The following is a 15836-nucleotide window of genomic DNA, read 5'->3' as shown; positions in this document are numbered from 1 at the left end:
TGCCTGAGCGGTTCGCCCTAGAGCCGCCGGGTCAACCGAGCGTTGGGGCTGCGCTCAGGATCCGCTTGTAGATGCGCGTGAGGCTTTCGATGTCGGCCAGCGACACCGCCTCATCCAGCTTGTGCATCGTCGCATTCAGCAGACCGAACTCCACGACCGGGCAAAGCGCCGAGAGGAACCGGGCATCCGAGGTGCCGCCGCTGGTGGACAGCTCCGGTGTGAGGCCGGTTTCGGCGGCGATCGCCTCGCTAATCAGGCTGGAAAACGGACCCGGCTGGGTGAAGAACGACTCGCCGCTGATCATGGCGCGCAGCGTGCCGCCTTCGGCCTCCACCAGGGTGCGGATTCGGGCAACCAGATCCTCGCCGCGATGCAGATCGTTGAAGCGGATCGAGATGCGGGCCGTGGCCTTTGCGGGAATGATATTGGTTGCTGGATTGCCGACATGCAGGTCGGTGATCTCGATATTGCTGGGCTGGAACCAGTCGGTGCCCTGATCCAGTTCGATCGCCTCAATGGCGGACAAAATGCGCACCAGCGGCGAGATTGGGTTTTTCGCCAGATGCGGATAGGCGACATGGCCCTGCATGCCCTCAACGCTGATCCACATGTTCACCGAGCCGCGCCGGCCGATCTTGATCATGTCGCCAAGGCGGTGGACCGAGGTCGGCTCGCCGACGAGGCAGACATCGGGCGTCACGCCGCGCTCGGCCATGTGGCGCATCAGCGCGCGGGTGCCGTGGACGGCGTCGCCCTCCTCATCCCCAGTGATGAGCAGGCTGATCGTGCCGGGCAGCGAGGTGCCCTCGGCGTCGGCCCTCGCGATCGCCGCGACGAACACCGCGATGGAACTCTTCATGTCCACAGCGCCGCGCCCGTAGAGCAACTCGCCGCGCCGCTCGGGCTGGAAGGCGTCGCTCGTCCAGCCTTCGCCGGGGGGCACCACGTCCAGATGGCCGGCAAAGGCGACATGCGGGCCATCGCCCGTCCGACGGACCGCCAATAGATTCTCCACCGGCCCGTGCGGCGGCTCGCCATCGATGAAGCGCTCGACGGTAAAGCCGAGCGGGGTCAGCATCGCTTCCAGCGCATCGAACACCGCGCCGGTCGCCGGTGTGACGGACGGGCAGGCAATCAGCGCTTCGGCAAGCGCGACAGGATCGGTGAGGGACGGGGCGTTGCTCATGGCGCCTGCGTTAGCCAAGCTTGCGCGCCAAGGGAAGCGAGGTCCGCGCCCTGCGCTCCCTCTGGCGGTGATGGGGCCCCTGCGGTAGCGAGGAGGGGCGCAACACAGGAGGAGCCGACATGCCCAAGATCGAGATCGAGCAGGTGGAGCAGAGCAACAGCACGGGCTATCCGCCGCCGTTCAACGAGCCGGTGGCCGGGCGCTGGCACCGGCGGCTGGGGCGCCATGCCGGCCTGACGCATCTGGGCGCCAGCCATGTCGTGCTGGAGCCGGGCGCCTGGTCCTCGCAGCGGCACTGGCATCTGGGCGAGGATGAGTTTCTGATCATGCTGTCCGGGCAGGCGGTGCTGATCGAGGACGAAGGCGAGACCATCCTGCACCCCGGCGATTGCGTGGCCTGGGCCGCGGGCGTCGCCAATGGCCACCATCTCGTCAATCGCAGCGATACGAATTGCACCTTCATCTGCCTGAGCGCGGGAGATCGCGATGCTGGCGGGCGCTATTCCGATATCGACATGATCTTCACGGCCGGCGGCTATCAGCATCGCGATGGCGCGCCTTATGGGACTGAGCGATTGCCTTGATATCGGGATGCGGACTGCGGCGCCCTCGGCTCCTGCCTTCCCAGGAGCTTTGGTTCTCAGGCACGCTTGCAGGCTCATGCATCAGTTTACTCCACAAGCCTCCCGTTCGTGTCGAGCGAAGTCGAGACACGTGAGTGCAGTGCGTAGTGTCTCGACTTCGCTCGACACGAATGGGAAGGTGGTGGGTCTTAAACCCCGCCCGCGGGCTCCAGCCGTGGGATAACCCAGCTTTCCTGCGCGGCATCGTCCAGCCATTCGCGCATCCATGGGTGGGCGAGGATGTCGTCCATATAGGCGCGCGCTGCAGGCGGTACTGCGATGGAATAGGTGACGAAGCGCGAGACGACCGGCGCGAACATGATGTCCACCGCGCCGAAGGAGCCGAAGAGATAATCGCCCTCTGCCCCGAACCGCGTGCGGGCCTGTGCCCACACGTCCACGATGCGCGCCACATTGGCGGCGACATCGGGGCCGAGATCGCGCGGGGGGAGGATGTGGCGGGTGTTCATGCCGCAGGTCTGGCGCAGCGGCTGGTAACCGGAATGCATTTCCGCCGCCATCGAGCGGGCCAGCGCCAGCGCTGCCTTGTCCTGCGGCCAGAAGCGAGCGTCGCCGGAGAGCGCATCGAGATAGTCGATGATGGCAAGACTGTCCCACACGGCGATGTCGCCATCCCACAGAGTCGGCACCTTACCATTGGAGACTGCGAGATCCGGCTGCGCCTTGCGGGCTTCCCACGCCTCATCGTAGAGCGGGACCAGCACTGTCTCGAACGGCAGGCCGGATTGCTTGGCGGCCAGCCAACCGCGCAGCGACCAGCTCGAATAGACCTTGTTGCCGATGATGAGCTTCAGCATCCGCACATCTCCCCTTGCTCGATCAGAGGCTCAGCATCAGCCCGGCCAGCGCCGCACTCATCAGATTGGCGAGGCTACCGGCGATCAGGGCCTTGATGCCGAGCCGGGCGATCATCGGCCGCTGATTGGGGGCTAGGCTGCCGGTCACCGCCATCTGGATGGCGATGGAGGAGAAATTGGCGAAGCCGCACAGCGCAAAGGTGGTGATCGCCACCGTGGCGGGCGATAGCGTGGCTTGCACCTGCCCCAGCTCGATAAAGGCCACGAACTCGTTGAGCACGACCTTGGTGCCGAACAGTCCGCCCGCGACCTGCGCCTCGTTCCAGGGAATGTTGAGCAGCAGCATCACCGGCGCGAACAGCTTGCCGATCAGCAGCTGGAAGCTGAGATCGGGATAGCCGAACCAGTTGCCGACCCCGCCGAGCAGGCCATTGGCCAGCGCGACCAGCGCCACGAAGGCAAGCACCATCGCGCCGACCGCGACGGCCAGCTTCACGCCGGTCTGCGCGCCTTGCGCGGCCGCCATGATGAGATTGGCGGGCTTCTCCTCCTCATGCGTGGCATCGGGCAGGATGACCGGCTCGATCTCGGCATCGTCGGGATTGTCCGGCATGATGATCTTGGCCATCAAGATGCCACCCGGCGCGGCCATGAAGGCGGCGGCGAGCAGATAATCGATCTGGATGCCCATCGAGGCATAGGCGGCTAGGATCGTGCCTGCCACGCCGGCCATGCCGCTCGTCATCACGGTGAAGAGCTGGGCGGGCGTGAGGCTGGCGAGATAAGGCCGGATGACGAGCGGGCTTTCGCTCTGGCCGACGAACACATTGGCCGCGCAGCACAGGCTCTCCACGCGGGAGATGCCCGTCACCTTCTGGATGGCGCCGCCGACCCAGCGAATGACGAACTGCATGATGCCAAGATAGTAAAGGATCGAGACGAGGCTCGCGAAGAAGATGATGACGGGCAGGGCGGCGATGGCAAAGCTGGTGCCGCCGACCTCCGGCCGGGCGAGCGGCCCGAAGATGAAGTTCGTGCCGGCCTGCGCATAGCCGAGCAGATTGCCCACGCCATGCGACATGGCGGCGATGGCGGCCTTGCCGGCGGGTACGTAGAGAACGAGCAGGGCGATGCCGGCCTGCAAGGCGAAGGCGGCGGCGACCACGCGCAGGCGGATGGCGCGCCGGTTGCCGGAGAGCAGCACGGCGATGGCAAGAATCGCGACGATGCCAACGAGGCCGATGAGGATGGGCATGGAGTGGCGGCTGTCCCCTGTTCGCATGGCCCGCCAAAGGGCCATCAGCGCGAATCGCTTATACAGGCGCGCTGCAGCGCGGCAATCGGCTGCGCGGCGCCGGGTGTCGTTGCACGGCGGCGCGTGGCATGCACGCACAGGGTCTCTTCCCGCCTCGCTGCAAAGGCATTAAGCGACGGGGATGACCGCACCCGCTCAGGCCTCGTCCGCACCCATCGCCCGCTCGCTGTTCGTCCTGTCCGTCTTCTATGGCGGCATGGTCTGCATCGCGGGTGTTCTCGGCAACAAACAGGTTTCGCTCGGGCCGCTCGGCGCGATCGGCTCTGCGCTTGGCTTGGGGGACTTGGCGGTGGAAGCCGGCATCTTCGCCTTTCTGCTGCTGGTCGTCGTGTCGAGCGCAGTGGCAGAACTGCATGGCCGCGCCGTTGCCAACCGGCTGGTGTTGCTGGGCTTCATCCCGCTGATCGTCTCGATCCTGCTCTCCGTGGTTGTGCTGGCCCTGCCGGCCGCGCACGAAATGGCGCCGGAGCGGCAGGCAGCCTTCGCCATGATCATGTCCGGCACGCCGCGCATCTGGGCGGGCGGCATCGTCGCTTACGGTATTTCGCAGATCCTCAACGTCACCATCTTCGCGGCGCTCAAGGGGCAGGCGGGGAGCCGGCTGCTCTGGCTGCGCGCCGGCACGGCGAGCGTGCTCTCGCAGATCGTCGATACGCTGCTGTTCGTCACCATCGCCTTTTACGGTGTCTTCCCCATCGGAGCGCTGCTGGTGGGGCAGATGCTCGCCAAGGTTCTGCTCTCGGCGCTGCTTGTGCCACCGGTCATCTATGCGTTCGTGGCATTGGGGCGCCGGCTCGACCGGTAATGTAATCCGTTCGGGCTGAGCTTGTCGAAGCCTCGCTCTTCTTCTTGATAGAGGGAAAGAAGTAGCACGGCCTTTCGACAGGCTCAGGGCGAACAGGGAGGTAAGGGATGCCACACCCCCTCCTTTCTTGCAGCGCGGGCCGCAAAGCCTTATGCGCCCGCGCATGACCGATCACGCACCCGATCCCGCCCTGCTGGCCAAGGCCGAAACCCTTACCGAGGCGCTGCCCTATATGCAGCGTTATGCCGGCGAGACGTTCGTCGTGAAATATGGCGGCCATGCCATGGGAGACCCGGAGGCCGCGCGCGATTTCGCCGAGGATGTGGTGCTGATGAAGATGGTCGGCATCAATGTCGTGGTCGTCCACGGCGGCGGGCCGCAGATCGGCGCGATGCTCAAGAAGCTGGGCGTCGAGAGCAAGTTCGTGAACGGCCTGCGCGTGACCGACGAGGAAACCGCGAAGATCGCCGAGATGGTCCTCGCCGGATCGATCAACAAGGAGATTGTCGGCTGGATCGCCCAGGCAGGTGGCCGCGCGGTCGGCATTTCCGGCAAGGATGGCGGCCTGGTGCTGTGCGAGAAGGTCGGCGGAAAGCGCGAGCCGGACCCGAACAGCGGCATCGAGCGCAATGTCGATCTCGGCTTTGTCGGCGACCCCGTGAAGGTGGACCGGCGCATTCTCGACAGCCTCTCGCGCGACGGCATCATCCCCGTGGTCGCGCCGGTCGGCATTGGCGCCGACGGGCATACCTATAATGTGAATGCAGACACGATGGCGGGTGCGATTGCCGCCGAACTCGGCGCCAAGCGCTTCTTCCTGCTTACCGACGTGGCGGGCGTGCTGAACAAGGACAAGGACCTGCTGAGCGATCTGACCCCGGCGAAGATCGGCGGTCTGGTCGAGGATGGCACGATTTCCGGCGGCATGATTCCTAAGGTGGAAACCTGCGTGAAGGCTGTCGAGGGCGGCGTGGAAGCGGCGGTCATTCTGGACGGGCGCATTCCCCATGTCATGCTGCTGGAGGTGTTCACTCGCCAAGGCGCCGGCACGTTGGTGCATCTGTAACGCGCGGCGCGCTGGGGTTATGGCGGTAGAAAATCACCGCTCTCAAGCAACTTGCAGCCGCTAGGCCCACTGGGCTAGACTCTTTTTAACCTTCCACCACAGGACGAACCATGGCCGTTGCCCTTATCCAGACCTTGGCGATCCTGCTGAATGTCGCCTGGTGGATCATCATCGTTCAGGCCATCTTGAGCTGGCTGATCGCGTTCAACGTGATCAACACCAGCAATGATATCGTGCGCAGCATCTGGGTCGCGCTAGACCGGCTGACCGAGCCGCTCTATCGGCCCATCCGCCGGATCATGCCGGATTTGGGCGCGCTCGATCTCTCGCCGATGGTCGTGCTCATCATCATCATCATCCTGCAGGGGCCGGGCCTGACCGCGCTGGCAAGCCTGCTGCTCTGACGTGCGCCGTGCCGCTTCGTCGTGACGGCGCAGACCTGCTGCTGGCGATTCGCCTGACGCCCAAGGCTGGGCGTGCCCGCCTTGGCGGAACGTTCACGGATTTCGCCGGCCAGCGCTGGTTGCAGGCCAGCGTCACCGCGCCGCCGGACAAGGGCAAGGCCAATGCCGCCCTGCTGACGCTGCTCGCCCGACATCTGCGCGTGCCCGGATCGTCGATTTTGCTGGAGACAGGGGATACCAACCGGCTAAAGCGCCTGCGCATTGCGGGTGCTGATCCGCACACGGAACAGTCTTTGAGAGAGATCGCTGAGAAGGAGCGAAGCGCGACATGAGTTTGGGCAAGGAAATCGACGGCAAGGCATTCGCAGCGAAGCTGCGCGGGCGGATGGCCGAGGCAGTCCCCGGTTTCGTGGAGAAGACCGGGCGCAAGCCCGGCCTCGCGGTGGTGCTTGTCGGTGAAGACCCGGCGAGCAGCGTCTATGTCCGCTCCAAGGGCAAGGCGACGGTCGAAATCGGCATGAACAGCCTTGAGTTCAAGCGCCCCGCGACGATCAGCCAGGAAGAGCTGATCGAGCTGGTCGAAGAGCTGAACGCCGATGATAGCGTGGACGGCATTCTCGTCCAGCTGCCGCTGCCGGCCCATCTCGATGACAAGGCAGTGATCGCCACCATCGATCCCGCCAAGGATGTCGATGGCTTCCATGTCGTCAATGCCGGCAAGCTGGCGGTTGGCGATCCTACCGCGCTGGTGCCCTGCACCCCGCTTGGCTGCCTGATGCTGCTCAAGGACGAGCTGGGCGACCTTTCCGGCAAGGAAGCGGTTGTCATCGGCCGCTCGAACATCGTCGGCAAGCCGATGATGCAGCTGCTGCTGGCGGAAAGCTGCACGGTGACCGTGGCGCACAGCCGCACGCACGATCTGGCCGGCGTGGTCCATCGCGCGGACATCGTGGTCGCGGCGGTCGGCCGGCCGGAAATGGTCAAGGGCAGCTGGATCAAACCGGGCGCCGTGGTCATCGACGTTGGCATCAACCGCGTGAAGGGCGATGAGGACGGCAAGAGCAAGATCGTCGGTGACGTCGCCACCGCCGAGGCGATCAACCACGTCGCGGCGATCACGCCCGTGCCGGGTGGCGTCGGTCCGATGACCATCGCGGTGCTGTTGCGCAACACTTTGGTCGCCGCGCACGTTCGCGCGGGTCTGCCCGCACCCAAGGGCCTTTGATCCGCAGCGCTGCCTTTGCCTTGCTCGCCACGCTCTCCTTGGGCGTGGTGGCTGGTCCTGCGCAAAGTCAGCGCCAGATGATGCCGAGCGTCGGCGTCGGCACGGCCAATCCCAGCGCCATCGTCGCTGCCGAACTGGGCATGGCCCGCCAGGCGCGCGAGGAGGGGCAATGGACGGCGCTGCGCAAGCTGGCCGACAAGGACGCCGTGATCTTCGCGCCCGGCCCGCTCGGTGCGCAGACTTGGCTCAAGCAGCAATCGGACCCCGCCCAGCCGGTGCGCTGGAGCCCCCAGCAAATCTTCATCGCCTGCGATGGCAGCTATGCCGCCGCGACCGGATCGCTGGAGCGCGCAAACGGGCAAGCGGCGCGGTTCGTCACCCTTTGGCGCCAGCAGCGCAAGGGTGACTATAAGTGGGTGATGACGGCCACCAGCGACACGCCATGGAGCGGCGAGGCGGACGGCATGATCAAGGCCTCCGTCGCCGATTGCGCGCGGCGGGGTGAGCGGCCGGAGCGGCGCGATCGCGATATCGTGCGCCTGCCGGACCCGCCGCCGGCCAGCGGGTCGGCGCAGTCCGAGGACGGGTCGCTGCGCTGGACATGGGCGGTGAGCGGCGATGTGCGGACGCTGGAGGTCTTCCTGCGTCGCGGTGCCGGTGAGGAGCGGGTTATTCAGGAGACGGTGGCGGAGGGCCCGCGATGATGGAGCTGTTCCTCGCGGCGTTCATTACGCTGTTCGTCGTCATCGACCCGCCGGGCACGGCGCCGATCTTCAGCAGCCTCACCATGGGCGCGAGCGGCGCCCAGCGTCGCAGCATGGCGGTGCGGGCGGTGATCGTGGCGGCCTGCATCCTGCTGGCCTTCGCGCTGGCGGGGGAGGCGTTCCTGCGCACCCTCGGCATCACGCTCGAGGCATTCCGCATCGCGGGTGGCATCATGCTGTTCTTCATCGCCATGGACATGGTGTTCGAGACGCGGACGCGGCGGCGCGAAGACCGCGCGCAGAAGATCAAGGAAACGCCGGAAATCGAGGATGTCGCCATCTTCCCGATGGCGATGCCGATGATTGCGGGACCGGGGTCGATCGCGACGATCATGCTGTTGATGGCGCGGGCGACGGGTCCGCAGGAGACGGCGATCGTGCTCTTCGCGCTCGCGGCCAATCTGCTGCTGATGCTGGCAGCGCTCCTGGCGGTCGGCCCGATCATGCGGGTTTTCGGCGGTCAGGTGGAGGCGGTCATTACCCGTTTGCTGGGTGTGATTCTCGCGGCCCTTGCGGTCCAGTTCGTGATCGACGGATTGCGCCAGAGCATTCTCTGATTTGACAGGGAAGGGGCCGGAGAGATGGCTCCCCGACCCTTCCCATCATCCCGTTCAGCTCGCGACGGCGGGCACGATCTTGATTTCCACGCGGCGATTCTGCGCCTTGCCTTCAGCCGTTTCGTTGCTGGCGACCGGGCGCGTCTCGCCATAGCCCATCGTCGCCATGCGGATGGGATCGACGCCGCGACGTCCCAGATAATTGGCCACGGCCTGCGCGCGACGCTCGGAGAGTGCCTGATTATAGGCCTCGCTGCCGTCGGAATCGGTGTGACCCAGCACGTCGATCATCGTCTTGGGATATTCCGCAAGGGTCGAGGCCACCTGATCCAGCGTGGACTGTGCCTGCGGCTGCACCGTGGCTTGATCGGTCGCGAAGGTGATGCCGGAGGGCATGCGCAGCAGCAATTCGTCGCCCTGACGGACGACATCGACGCCGGTGCCGGCGGTCTGCTGGCGCAGCTTCCTCTCCTGCGCGTCCATATAAGCGCCGACTCCCGCGCCGGCCACGGCACCAATGCCCGCGCCGACGATCTTCTCCGTGCGGTCGTTGCGACCGCCCAAAATGTCGCCGAGCAGATAGCCGCCGAGCGCACCACCGACGCCGCCGATGGCGGCCTTCGAAATGGTCCGATTGCCGGTTTCGGGATCGGTCACACAGCCGGAGAGGGCCAGCGCCGCCAAAGCGGTACCGGCAAGGGCGAAGGGGGAATGGCTGCGAAGGCTCATGATTATCTCCTCAAGTCTGGCCTCCCACGCTGTTACGCGGGAACCCAGCCATTAACGGCGCGGGAACCTGATTAGTTCCTGAACGAGGGAACTCTTGCCGGCCTGCGATGTTGCCCCGCAATGTTGCATAGTGGCTTTCCGTAGCGAAAGCCGCTAAGCTTTCAGCCAACAACCCCCTTTAGAAGAGACCATGCCGCCTTTTCCCTGGCTCGATGCCGCCATCGTCCTCGCGCTGATTGCGCTCAACGGCGTCTTTGCCATGTCGGAACTGGCCATTGTCTCGGCACGCCGGCCACGGCTGGAGGCCATGACCCGCAATGGCAAGCATGGGGCACGGGCCGCGCTGGGCCTCAGCGCTGAGCCGGGTCGCTTCCTGTCTACCGTCCAGATCGGCATCACGCTCATCGGCATTCTCGCCGGTGCCTATTCGGGCGATAAGCTCGGCGGCCCGCTGGGCGCGATCTTCGCCTATCTCGGCATGTCCGCCAATCTGGCTCAGAACACCGGTTTTGGCGTTGCGATCGTCGCGACGACCTATGTCTCGCTGATCATCGGCGAGCTGGTGCCCAAGCAGCTTGCGCTGCGCAATCCCGAGCCGCTGGCCTGCGTCGTCGCGCCCCTGATGATCATGCTCGCGCGGGTTGCCGCACCGATCGTTTGGGTGCTGGATCAGTCCAGCGAGGTCATCTTCAAGCTGATGCGCCTCAAGCGCGAAGGCTCGGACCATGTGACGGCGGAGGAACTGCAGCTCATCGTGGCGGAAGCGAGCCGGCACGGCGTGATCGAGGAAAGCGAGCGCGCGATCATTTCCGGCGTGGTGCGACTGGCCGACCGGCCGGTGCGCGAAGTGATGACGCCGCGCCGCGATGTCGACTGGCTGGATGCCGATGCCAGCGCCGAGCAATTGCGCGAGAAGCTGCTCGCGACCCCGCACACCCGCCTGCCGGTGGCGCAGGGCAGCGTGGAGGACATTATCGGCGTCGTGCAGGCGCGTGACGTGATGGCGGCGCTGTTCCGGGGTGAGGCGCTCGACTTGCGGGTGCTCATGCGCCCCGTCTCCATCGTGCCCGATCAGGTGGATGCCATGGACGCCCTCAACCGCCTGCGGGAGGCCGACGCCCCCATGGTGATGGTGCATGATGAATATGGCCATTTCGAAGGCATTGTGACGCCGGCCGACCTCATGTCCGCCATTGCCGGCGAGTTCGCATCGGACAGCGATCTTTATACGCAGCCGATGGTCACGGAGCGGGAGGATGGCAGCCTGCTCGTCTCCGGCCAGATGGCCATCGACGCGCTGGCCGAGCGCATCGATCTCGATCTCTCCGAAGACCGCGACTACGCGACCGTTGCCGGCTTTGCGCTGGCCGTGCTGCGCCACCTGCCCGAAGAGGGCGAGCATTTCAGCGAGCAGGGCTGGCGGTTCGAAATCGTCGATATGGACGGGCGGAAGATCGACAAGCTACTGGTCAGCGCGGAAGACTGACCGGCGCGCCCGCGCCCGTTCGATCAGGCATAGGCATAAGGCCCGCCCGCCTCCAGCGCGCGCTGATAGGCAGGCCGTGACTGCACCCGGTCCAGCCAGGCGATGGTCGCGGGACGGCTCTCGTCCAGCCCACCCCGGCTGCGCGCGGCCTCCAGCGGAAAGCTCATCATTACATCAGCGCCGCTGATCTGGTTGCCGGCAAACCATGGACGCCGGCTCAACTCGGCTTCGACATAATCGAGATGGACGTCGATCATCGGCTGGATGCGCTTGACGGCGACCTTGCCGACCAGCGGAATGCGGGAGAGCACGAGCTTGAGCAGCAGCGGCGGCATCATCGATCCTTCCGCATAATGCAGGAACATGCGGTATTGCAGCTTCCCGTCAGCGTCATCGGGCGGCCCGAACTGGCCGGATTTCTCCACCAGATACTCCACGATCGCGCCGCTCTCGATCAGCGTGCGGCCCTCGTCTTCCAGCACCGGCGACTTGCCGAGCGGATGCACCGCTTTGAGCGCAGCGGGCGCGAACATCGTTTCGGGATCGCGCTCATAGCGGCGCAATTCATAGGGCAGGCCCAACTCCTCCAGCATCCACAGGATGCGCTGCGAGCGGGAATTGTTGAGATGGTGGACGATCATGGGCGTGCCCTTGCAATGATTGATCCCCCGCGCCCTTGTCCCTGATGGCAAGGGGCGGAGTCAAGGCAAGGGGCCGTGGTCTATGGGTCAGGCGGTCAATCCGCCGCGCTGCCGGCTTCCCGCGCGATTTCCCGCCAGCCGAGGTCGCGCCGGCAGAAGCCGCCGGGGAAATAGACCTGATCGACCAGCGCATAAGCTGCGTCGCGCGCCTGCGTGACCGTTGCCCCCCGCGCGGTGACGTTCAGCACGCGGCCGCCGCTGGCCACGAGCTGCCCGTCCTTGAGCGTCGTGCCGGCGTGGAAGATTTTGGCGCCTTCGGGCGCCATCGGAAGCGCGATGGGCGCGCCTTTCTCGGGCGTGCCGGGATAGCCGTTTGCGGCCAGCACCACGGTGAGCGCCGCGTCGGGCGCGAAGCTGGGGCCGCTGGCCTCGTCGAGCGCCCCTTGCGCGACGGAGAGCAGCAGCGAAACCAGATCGCTGGTCAGCCGCATCATCAGCACCTGGCATTCAGGGTCGCCAAAGCGACAATTATATTCGATGAGCTTGGGGCCGTCCGGAGTGAGCATCAGCCCCGCGAACAGCACACCGGAATAAGGCGTGCCGCGCGCGGCGAGCGTCGTCACCGTCGGGCGGATGATCTGGTCCATCACGGCATCCTGCAGGGCAGGCGTGAGCACCGAGGCCGGACTATAGGCGCCCATGCCGCCGGTATTGGGGCCAGTGTCGCCTTCCCCCACCCGCTTGTGATCCTGCGCCGAGCCGAAGGCGACGACATGCGTGCCATCGGTGAGGGCGAAGAAGCTGGCTTCCTCGCCCTCCATAAATTCCTCCAGCACCACTTCCGCGCCCGATGCGCCGAAGCTGCCGCCGAACATGTCGCGGATCGCCTCTTCGGCCTCTTCGCGCGTCTGCGCGATGATGACGCCCTTGCCGGCGGCGAGCCCATCGGCCTTCACCACCACCGGCAGGCTGAAATCGCTCAGCGCCGCCAGCGCCACCTCAGCACTGGTGCAGCGGACATAGCCGGCCGTGGGAATGGCGGCATCGCGGCAGAGATCCTTGGTGAAGCCCTTGGAGCCTTCAAGCTGGGCGGCAGCGGCGCTCGGCCCGAACACCGGGATGTCCACGGCGCGCAGGCTGTCGGCAATCCCGTCCACCAGCGGCGCTTCCGGGCCGACGACCACCAGACCGACGTTGTTAGCGCGGCAAAAATCGATCACGGCGGCATGATCGGCAAGGTCGATATCGACCAGGCGCGCCGCCTCGGCTATGCCGGGATTGCCCGGTGCGGCGAACAGGCCGGTGCAGAGCGGCGATTGCGCCAGCTTCCAGGCGACGGCATGTTCGCGCCCGCCACCGCCGAGCAAAAGGATATTCATGAGCGATTTTTCCGTCAGTGAGGATGCGTCCGGCCGCCTGTTAGCGCAGGAGCGCGCGGGGGACAATCTGACCGCGCTCAGCATTTCCGAACTGTCCGCCCAGCTCAAGCGCACGGTGGAGGACCGCTTCGGCTTCGTGCGCCTGCGCGGCGAGATTTCGGGCTTCAAGCGGGCCGCCTCCGGCCATGTCTATTGCTGCCTCAAGGACGATGCGGCGGTGATCGACGGGGTGATGTGGAAAGGCACGGCGGGCCGGCTCGCCTTCCGGCCCGAGGACGGGCTGGATGTGATCGTCACCGGCAAGGTCACGACCTACCCCGGGCGCTCCAAATATCAGATCGTCATCGAGAGCATGGAGCTGGCCGGCGAGGGCGCGCTGATGCAGCTCTTCGAGAAGCTCAAGGCGCGCCTCTCTGCCGAAGGGCTGTTCGATCCCGCCAAGCGCCGGCCGATCCCCATGCTGCCCGATGTGATCGGCGTGGTGACCTCGCCCACCGGCGCAGTGATTCGCGACATTCTCCACCGGCTTGCCGATCGCTTTCCGAGCCGCGTGCTGCTCTGGCCCGTGCTGGTGCAGGGGGAGGGCGCAGCGGCCCAGGTTGCGGCGGCGGTGCGCGGCTTCGGCGCGTTGCCGGCCGATGGCCCGATCCCGCGCCCCGACGTGCTGATCGTGGCGCGCGGTGGCGGCTCCATCGAGGATTTGTGGTCGTTCAATGAGGAAGTCGTGGTGCGGGCGGTGGCGGAGTCACCGATCCCCGTCATTTCCGCCGTGGGGCATGAGACGGATACGACCTTGTGCGATTTCGCTGCCGATCTCCGCGCGCCGACGCCCACCGCTGCTGCGGAGATGGCCGTGCCGGTCCGCGCCGACCTCGCCGTGCAGGTCGCCGAGCTACGCGCCCGGATGCAGCGCTGCGTGGCGCGCGGCCTGGACCGCAGCCGCGAGCGATTGGAAGCGCAGCGGCGGCTCCTCCCGCGCCCGGACGTGCTGCTGGCCCAGGCCCGCCAGCGCGCGGACGATCTCGGCGACCGGCTGCGGCGGGGCCTTTCCCACCGGGTGAGCCGGGCGCGCCACGAGCTGGCGGATGCATCCGGCGCATTGCGGCCCGCGTTGCTGCAGAGCCACCTCGCGCGGGAGCGGCAAAAGCTTGCCAACGTCCGGCTCTCGCCCCTCGTGCTCGAGCGCCGGCTGGGCGACGCGCGGCGGCAGCTGGATGGGCTGTGGCGGCTGGCCCAGTCGCTCAATCCCGATGCGCCGCTCAAGCGTGGCTTCGCGCGCGTGATGGCGCAAGGCCGGCTGGTGCGCTCCGCCGAGGAGGCGCGCGCGGCGGGGCGGGTGACGCTCAAGTTCGAGCAGGATGAGGTGACCGCACTGACGCAGCCCGCTGCTGTCGGCGGCGACTCTCCGCCGCCGGCGCCCCGGCCGGCGCGCAAGGCCGCCCCTTCCGCGACGCCAGCGCGGCAGACCGACCTGTTCGACTGACGGCGCGCCCTTGCATCGCGCCAGCCGCGCGGCCATGAGTGCGGCATGACAGCTTTCCGCTTCCGCTCTCGTTCTGTTCTGGCGGGAGGTCTGCTCGCCGCACTGGCCGGCTGTTCGACCGTCCCGCCGCCGCCGCCGGAAGCCAGCGCGCTGCCCATCGAGGACGTGCCCGATCTCGCACTGCCCCAAGGGCCGGCGACGTTGCAGGTTCGCGGCACGCCCCGGCAAGGGGCACTGCTGCGCGGTCTCGTCCCCGTCGGCACGCTGGGTCTTACGCTCGATGGCGTGCCGGTGGCCGTGGACGCCGAGGGAAACTTCATCATCGGGCTGGACCGCGATGCTCCCGCCACCATGACGCTGGAAGCGACCGGGCGCGATGGGCGCAAGCAACGGCGCGTGCTGACGATCGCGCGCGGCGACTGGAAGATCCAGAACGTCAATGCCTCGATCACGGGGAGCGCCACCAGCGAGGAATTCCAGCAACGGCGGGCGGGCGAACTGGCGCGCATCGTTGCCGCGCGGGGAGATCCGCAACTGAGCAATGGCTGGCGGCAGACATTCATCTGGCCGGTGAAGGCGCGCATTTCCGGCGTGTTCGGCTCGCAGCGCATCTATCGGGGCACGCCGGGCAGCTACCATAGCGGGCTCGATCTCGCCGGTGGGCAGGGCACTGTCTATGTCGCGCCGGCGGACGGCGTTGTCGTGCTCGCCAGCGAAGAGCCGTTCACGCTGGAAGGCAAGCTGCTCATCATCGATCACGGCATGGGCCTCAACAGCGCCTTCCTGCACAGCGATCGGCTGCTGGTGAAGGAAGGCGATGTGGTGCGCCAGGGCCAGCCGCTCGGCGAGATCGGCGCGACGGGCCGCGTGACAGGTCCGCATCTGCACTGGAGCATGAAGTGGAACGATGCGCGGATTGATCCGTTACCGCTGGTACAGGGCCAAGCGGCTCGCTGATCGACAATCAGGCTGGATGCCGTAGCGTCCGGCTGTCGGTCTCATTTGCTGCATTGCAGCACGATGTGCCAAGGCCACAGTGGCGGGTGCGGCGGTCTGAAAATGCCCCCTTTGAGCATCGGACGCTACGGAAAGCTACCCCGTGGGTCGCTCCGATTTCGCCACGAATTCCATGTTGATTCGAGCTGCGGTGTGAGAAGATTAACAAATAGTTTCTAGGGAAACTGCGGTTCGGGACGATTTGTGTCGTGCTGTGTAGATCGCCGCTAATATTGTTACAGCGGACCGCAGGGGCCGGAGGCACCCGGATCGGCGATTTTGTTGCATGAATGTGACATGTACGGGAAAATAGCCCCTTCATGCTGCACCTGCGCTTTACACCTTTAACCAATCCGCAC

General features: G+C 66.2%; 17 protein-coding genes. 11 read left to right on the top strand and 6 right to left on the bottom strand.

The annotated features are described in order from the left end of the window. Nucleotides 1-31: 31 nt before the first annotated feature. Nucleotides 32-1186, bottom strand: a complete 1155-nt coding sequence (dapE, locus tag M2339_RS11475) for a succinyl-diaminopimelate desuccinylase (RefSeq protein WP_264586537.1) — start codon at nucleotides 1184-1186, stop codon at nucleotides 32-34. Between the two features lie 119 nt (nucleotides 1187-1305). On the opposite strand from dapE, the gene M2339_RS11470 reads away from it, so the two are divergent. After that, nucleotides 1306-1770 carry a cupin domain-containing protein gene (locus tag M2339_RS11470; protein ID WP_264586538.1) on the top strand — a complete coding sequence of 155 codons (465 nt, stop codon included), beginning with the start codon at nucleotides 1306-1308 and terminating at the stop codon, nucleotides 1768-1770. Between the two features lie 188 nt (nucleotides 1771-1958). On the opposite strand, the gene M2339_RS11465 is transcribed toward M2339_RS11470, so the two are convergent. Beyond that, a complete protein-coding gene (locus M2339_RS11465; protein ID WP_264606348.1) occupies nucleotides 1959-2627 on the bottom strand; it encodes a glutathione S-transferase family protein in 669 nt (222 codons plus the stop codon). Between the two features lie 22 nt (nucleotides 2628-2649). Beyond that, the gene (locus tag M2339_RS11460) at nucleotides 2650-3882 is read right to left on the bottom strand and encodes a NupC/NupG family nucleoside CNT transporter (RefSeq protein WP_264586540.1); all 1233 of its coding nucleotides are present in this window, start codon (nucleotides 3880-3882) and stop codon (nucleotides 2650-2652) included. 181 nt (nucleotides 3883-4063) lie between these two features. Between M2339_RS11460 and M2339_RS11455 the strand changes: the two genes are divergently transcribed. From M2339_RS11455 to M2339_RS11425, 7 genes are all read left to right on the top strand, one after another. Further along, on the top strand, nucleotides 4064-4747 hold the full coding sequence (locus M2339_RS11455) for a queuosine precursor transporter (protein ID WP_264574411.1): 684 nt from the start codon (nucleotides 4064-4066) through the stop codon (nucleotides 4745-4747). Nucleotides 4748-4898: 151 nt separating this feature from the next. Beyond that, nucleotides 4899-5813 (top strand): acetylglutamate kinase, encoded by a 915-nt coding sequence (argB, locus tag M2339_RS11450; protein WP_181558669.1) that lies wholly within the window; start codon nucleotides 4899-4901, stop codon nucleotides 5811-5813. 110 nt (nucleotides 5814-5923) lie between these two features. Continuing rightward, the gene (locus tag M2339_RS11445) at nucleotides 5924-6217 is read left to right on the top strand and encodes a YggT family protein (protein ID WP_181558670.1); all 294 of its coding nucleotides are present in this window, start codon (nucleotides 5924-5926) and stop codon (nucleotides 6215-6217) included. An 8-nt stretch (nucleotides 6218-6225) separates the two neighbouring features. Then, entirely contained in the window at nucleotides 6226-6549 is a 324-nt protein-coding gene (locus M2339_RS11440) for a DUF167 domain-containing protein (protein ID WP_264586541.1), read from the top strand. Further along, a complete protein-coding gene (folD, locus tag M2339_RS11435; RefSeq protein ID WP_264584242.1) occupies nucleotides 6546-7442 on the top strand; it encodes a bifunctional methylenetetrahydrofolate dehydrogenase/methenyltetrahydrofolate cyclohydrolase FolD in 897 nt (298 codons plus the stop codon). Before M2339_RS11440 ends, folD begins: the two co-directional genes overlap by 4 nt. Further along, nucleotides 7439-8146, top strand: coding sequence for a hypothetical protein (locus M2339_RS11430; protein WP_264586542.1), 708 nt, complete (start codon nucleotides 7439-7441; stop codon nucleotides 8144-8146). Before folD ends, M2339_RS11430 begins: the two co-directional genes overlap by 4 nt. After that, nucleotides 8143-8763 carry a MarC family protein gene (locus M2339_RS11425; protein WP_264574413.1) on the top strand — a complete coding sequence of 207 codons (621 nt, stop codon included), beginning with the start codon at nucleotides 8143-8145 and terminating at the stop codon, nucleotides 8761-8763. The genes M2339_RS11430 and M2339_RS11425 overlap by 4 nt, the downstream gene beginning before the upstream one ends. Before the next feature lie 54 nt (nucleotides 8764-8817). Here M2339_RS11425 and M2339_RS11420 read toward each other — a convergent pair whose 3' ends face one another. Next, nucleotides 8818-9492, bottom strand: coding sequence for an OmpA family protein (locus M2339_RS11420; RefSeq protein ID WP_264586543.1), 675 nt, complete (start codon nucleotides 9490-9492; stop codon nucleotides 8818-8820). 190 nt (nucleotides 9493-9682) lie between these two features. Between M2339_RS11420 and M2339_RS11415 the strand changes: the two genes are divergently transcribed. Beyond that, nucleotides 9683-10978, top strand: coding sequence for a hemolysin family protein (locus tag M2339_RS11415; protein ID WP_181558676.1), 1296 nt, complete (start codon nucleotides 9683-9685; stop codon nucleotides 10976-10978). 23 nt (nucleotides 10979-11001) lie between these two features. Here M2339_RS11415 and M2339_RS11410 read toward each other — a convergent pair whose 3' ends face one another. Next, nucleotides 11002-11619 carry a glutathione S-transferase family protein gene (locus M2339_RS11410; protein WP_264586544.1) on the bottom strand — a complete coding sequence of 206 codons (618 nt, stop codon included), beginning with the start codon at nucleotides 11617-11619 and terminating at the stop codon, nucleotides 11002-11004. 95 nt (nucleotides 11620-11714) lie between these two features. Continuing rightward, entirely contained in the window at nucleotides 11715-12998 is a 1284-nt protein-coding gene (gene purD / locus M2339_RS11405) for a phosphoribosylamine--glycine ligase (RefSeq protein ID WP_264586545.1), read from the bottom strand. Between purD and xseA the strand changes: the two genes are divergently transcribed. Both xseA and M2339_RS11395 read left to right on the top strand, forming a co-directional pair. Then, complete coding sequence (gene xseA, locus M2339_RS11400) at nucleotides 12997-14481, top strand: exodeoxyribonuclease VII large subunit (protein ID WP_264574418.1); 1485 nt, start codon at nucleotides 12997-12999, stop codon at nucleotides 14479-14481. The two genes, purD and xseA, sit on opposite strands and share 2 nt — an antisense overlap. Before the next feature lie 45 nt (nucleotides 14482-14526). Then, entirely contained in the window at nucleotides 14527-15438 is a 912-nt protein-coding gene (locus tag M2339_RS11395) for a M23 family metallopeptidase (protein ID WP_264586546.1), read from the top strand. The last annotated feature ends 398 nt before the right edge of the window (nucleotides 15439-15836 follow it).

This window comes from Sphingobium sp. B2D3C, assembly GCF_025961835.1.
Taxonomy (GTDB): domain Bacteria; phylum Pseudomonadota; class Alphaproteobacteria; order Sphingomonadales; family Sphingomonadaceae; genus Sphingobium.
The sequence above is the reverse complement of the archived record's forward strand: the minus strand, read 5'-3'. Positions and strand labels throughout refer to the sequence as shown.

Coding starts and splice junctions, on each gene's coding strand:
- dapE (WP_264586537.1), bottom strand. CDS start 1,186: ATGAGCAACGCCCCGTCCCTCACCGATCCTGTCGCGCTTGCCGAAGCG.
- M2339_RS11445 (WP_181558670.1), top strand. CDS start 5,924: ATGGCCGTTGCCCTTATCCAGACCTTGGCGATCCTGCTGAATGTCGCC.
- M2339_RS11420 (WP_264586543.1), bottom strand. CDS start 9,492: ATGAGCCTTCGCAGCCATTCCCCCTTCGCCCTTGCCGGTACCGCTTTG.
- M2339_RS11410 (WP_264586544.1), bottom strand. CDS start 11,619: ATGATCGTCCACCATCTCAACAATTCCCGCTCGCAGCGCATCCTGTGG.
- M2339_RS11415 (WP_181558676.1), top strand. CDS start 9,683: ATGCCGCCTTTTCCCTGGCTCGATGCCGCCATCGTCCTCGCGCTGATT.
- folD (WP_264584242.1), top strand. CDS start 6,546: ATGAGTTTGGGCAAGGAAATCGACGGCAAGGCATTCGCAGCGAAGCTG.
- xseA (WP_264574418.1), top strand. CDS start 12,997: ATGAGCGATTTTTCCGTCAGTGAGGATGCGTCCGGCCGCCTGTTAGCG.
- M2339_RS11425 (WP_264574413.1), top strand. CDS start 8,143: ATGATGGAGCTGTTCCTCGCGGCGTTCATTACGCTGTTCGTCGTCATC.
- argB (WP_181558669.1), top strand. CDS start 4,899: ATGCGCCCGCGCATGACCGATCACGCACCCGATCCCGCCCTGCTGGCC.
- M2339_RS11465 (WP_264606348.1), bottom strand. CDS start 2,627: ATGCTGAAGCTCATCATCGGCAACAAGGTCTATTCGAGCTGGTCGCTG.
- M2339_RS11460 (WP_264586540.1), bottom strand. CDS start 3,882: ATGCCCATCCTCATCGGCCTCGTTGGCATCGTCGCGATTCTTGCCATC.
- M2339_RS11455 (WP_264574411.1), top strand. CDS start 4,064: ATGACCGCACCCGCTCAGGCCTCGTCCGCACCCATCGCCCGCTCGCTG.
- M2339_RS11395 (WP_264586546.1), top strand. CDS start 14,527: ATGACAGCTTTCCGCTTCCGCTCTCGTTCTGTTCTGGCGGGAGGTCTG.
- M2339_RS11470 (WP_264586538.1), top strand. CDS start 1,306: ATGCCCAAGATCGAGATCGAGCAGGTGGAGCAGAGCAACAGCACGGGC.
- purD (WP_264586545.1), bottom strand. CDS start 12,998: ATGAATATCCTTTTGCTCGGCGGTGGCGGGCGCGAACATGCCGTCGCC.